The sequence below is a fragment of the Brevundimonas diminuta 3F5N genome (genome assembly GCF_900163625.1).
GTDB lineage: Bacteria > Pseudomonadota > Alphaproteobacteria > Caulobacterales > Caulobacteraceae > Brevundimonas > Brevundimonas diminuta_A.
In genome coordinates, this window is record NZ_FUIE01000071.1 from 1 (window position 1) to 3,237 (window position 3,237).

The 3,237-nt window shown below is 71.9% G+C and carries 2 protein-coding genes and 2 pseudogenes; 1 reads left to right on the top strand and 3 read right to left on the bottom strand.

What is annotated here, in order from left to right; genetic code table 11:
- From FM111_RS13085 to yczR, 3 genes and pseudogenes are all read right to left on the bottom strand, one after another.
- Positions 1 to 747, bottom strand: a pseudogene (locus FM111_RS13085) (hypothetical protein); the annotation flags it as partial.
- 126 nt (positions 748 to 873) lie between these two features.
- A complete protein-coding gene (locus FM111_RS13090; RefSeq protein ID WP_087141376.1) occupies positions 874 to 1,236 on the bottom strand; it encodes a hypothetical protein in 363 nt (120 codons plus the stop codon).
- A gap of 298 nt (positions 1,237 to 1,534) precedes the next feature.
- Positions 1,535 to 2,989, bottom strand: coding sequence for a MocR-like transcription factor YczR (yczR, locus tag FM111_RS13095; RefSeq protein WP_087141377.1), 1,455 nt, complete (start codon positions 2,987 to 2,989; stop codon positions 1,535 to 1,537).
- Positions 2,990 to 3,056: 67 nt separating this feature from the next.
- Here yczR and FM111_RS13100 point away from each other — a divergent pair.
- A pseudogene (locus FM111_RS13100) lies at positions 3,057 to 3,237 on the top strand (hypothetical protein); the annotation flags it as partial.

The window sequence follows — 3,237 nt, forward strand, 5'->3', positions numbered from 1 at the left end:
CTCGGCCACGGCGGCCAGGGCGGCCATGCCCGCGCCGCACAGGGCCAGGGCGCGGGCGCGGCTCAAGGGGCGCTGTTCCGGCGAGGCGGCCTCGACCAGGGCGCGCAGGTCGCGGCCCGCCTGATCCAGCAGGCGCGGGTCGCGGGCGATCAGCCCGGCCTCCAGCGTCACCACGGCGCGGTCCATGCGCAGTTCGTCCTCGGCCGCGCGCCCGGTCTTCAGTCGCGTCAAGGCGGCGTCGAGAAGGGCCGTGGCCTCGGTCAGTTCGGACAGGCGGCTGGACAGCAGGGCCTGACGCGCGCGCAGGCGGGCGTGCAGGGCGGCCATGGCGGCGGCGGTGTCGGCGCGGCGCGCGGCGGGCAGGTCGGCCAGCAGATCCAGCGCCGCCGTCAGTCGTTCGGGGCCGCCGCGCAGGTCGAACGCCAGCATCCCGGTTTGGGCCAGGTCCAGGGCGGCGCGCACGGCCTGGTCGTCATTGGCGGCGATCTTGGCGGCGTCGTGTCCGGCGGCTTCGGCGCGGTCGATGCTGGCGGCGGCGCCGCAGCGACGGGCGTGCTCGCGCCACAGGGCGGCGGCGCGCAGGGCGGCGTCGAAGGGGCGGGCGCAGGAGACGCGGCCGGCGTCCGTGGCCTGCTGGCGGGCTTCGATCTCGACCAGACCCGCGCCGATCAGCTCCAGCCAGCCGAGATCGTCGCTGTCACGCGCCTTCTCGAACAGCCGTCTCAGATCTCTGCCGAATTCGAACATCGCGCTCCGCCGTCCCGCTTCGGGATCACGAAGGTGATCCGGGGGTCGTCCAAGCAAACGCAGCGCCGTTCGAAGGGTTCGGCTTAACCATATAATGAGAAAACGGCGGTTCGCCGTTTTTCGCCGCTAGCCCAGGCGGGGCGCGGCCTTGCGGCAGCGTTGCAGGGCGGTGCGCGACTCGGCGTCGCCGGCCGACAGACGACGCACGGACTGAAGCCGAGCGCGGGTCTGGTCGTTCTCGGCCGCCGTCGGATTGCGCCCGGCGGTCGTCGCCGCCTGCATGGCCGCCAGCGACCAATAGAGGGCGGCGTCGTAAAGCTCGCGGCCGTAACGGCTTTCGCCGCCTTCCAGTTCGGACGCGGCCTGGGTCAGACCGGCGCACCGCACCGCCTCGTCATAGGAGACGAGCCGAGGGGCCGGAGCAGGGGTTTGGGCTTGAGCCTGACCCTGAACCAGCGCCAGGACGGCGGTGAAGGCGACGAGCAGCATCTGAACTCCACAGGGGCCGCGAACTGCGGCGGCCCGGATCATGACGGCGCGGCGCGGCCGATTTGCGTCCTCTTAGAGAACCACGTCCACGCGATGGATGAAAGACGTGTTCAGCTAAGCTTCAGGTTGAATCCTGGCGATCCGCGGGGGCGTCCGGCATGGCGCGTCCCTGATCGGTCAGCCAGCGCAGGAACAGGCGACGGTCTTGCGAGTCTCGCCGGCGCCGGGGCAGGGCGCGGGCAACGGCCGGCTGGCCGTGGCTTCGGGCGTTCTGCCGCTGTATTTGTCCGCGCGCGCCCTAAAGCACGGCGCGGAGCAGCGGGTCGGGCGTCGGACGACGCGGCGCGTTGCGGTCCAGCCCGCCCCAGGCCGACGCTAGCCTGACCACCGCCAGGTCCAGCTCCGCCTCATCGCGGCTGAAGGGCAGGCGGATGAAGCGGTCGAAGGCGCCGTTGATCCCGAACCGCATGCCGGGCGCGATCCGTACGCCCTGATCGGGCGCGGCGATCGCCAGGCGCACGCCGTCCGGCCGGGGCAGTTCGACCCACAAGGACAGGCCGCCGTCGGGCCGGCGCGTCCGCCATTCCGGCAGATGCTCGGCCAGCCGCATCCGCAGATGGGCTTCGCGGCGCGCCAGAAGCCGACGCCGCGCGTTCAGCGGCGCCGGGTCGCCGGTCAGCAGCATGGCGGCCGCCAGTTGCTCCATTACGGGCACGCCCAGATCCAGCGATGGCCTGTGACGCACCACCGCGTCGACGACCTCGACATGGGCGCGCAGCCAGCCGACGCGCAATCCGCCCCAATAGGGTTTGCTGGTCGAGCCCAGCCGCACGACATGGGGGCCGTGATCGACGGGCGCCGGCGCCGGGCGGTCGAACCACAGCTCGCGCAGGCTGTCGTCCAGCACCAGCATCGCTCCGACGCGGGCGGCGGCGGCGGCGACGGCCGCCTCGTCTTCGGCCGACAGGACATGGCCCGTCGGATTGTGGTGCGCGCCGATCAGATAGATCAGTCGCGGCCGTACGCGGGCGACGGCGGCCAGCATCCCGTCCATGTCCCAGCCCTGGGGCGTCATGGCGACGGGGCTGAGCGCCAGCCCGGCCTGGGTCAGGGCGTCCAGCGCGTGAGGATAGCCGGGGTGTTCGACCACTACCCTGTCGCCGGGCTGTGTCGCCGCCCGCAGCAGCAAGGCCAGCCCGCCCAGAGCGCCCGCCGTGACCACCACCTGCTGCGCCGTGGTCGCCATGCCCGCGGCGGCGTAGCGGTCGGCGACGACGCGGCGCAGGGCCTCGATCCCGACCGGCTCATAGCCCGGTCCCGGCAGATGGGCGGGCAGGGCCTCCAGCGCGCGGGCGTAGGCGGCGTGCACCTGTTCGTCGGCGGCCATGGCGGCCGAGGCCATGTCGATGACGCCGGGCGCATCGACCCTCTGCATCGGCCCGTCCAGATAGTTTACGGGCGGCGACGCCGGGCTGGCGGGCAGGGCGGTGAAGCTGCCTGACCCGGTCCGGCTGACGATGAAGCCGTCGGCTCTCAGCCGGTCCAGCGCGGCGCTGACGGTGATGCGGCTGACGCCCAGGGTCTCGGCCAGCCGTCGCTCTCCGGGCAGGCGCGCGTTCAGAGACAGCCGCCCGTCCAGGATGATCAGCTTCAACGCCTCGGCCAGGCGGCGATAGGCGGGCTCGCCGTCCGGCCCGCGCCAGCCGTTCAACTGACGCGACAGGGAGGCGGCGTTGACCAGGGTGTCGCGCATAAGGCCACCGTTTCGAAATTGGCCCTATAAAGCAAGGCCGATCTGATGACTTATGGCTCACATGTTCATGCGTCGTTTCATCCAGCTTCAACTGGGCCTGTGCCTGTATGGCGTGGCCGCCGCCCTGATGGTGCGCTCCAACCTCGGGCTGGACCCGTGGAACGTCTTTCACCAGGGCCTGTCCCTGAAGACGGGCATGAGCCTGGGGACCGCCTCCATCCTGATGGGCGTCCTGGTGATGCTGACCT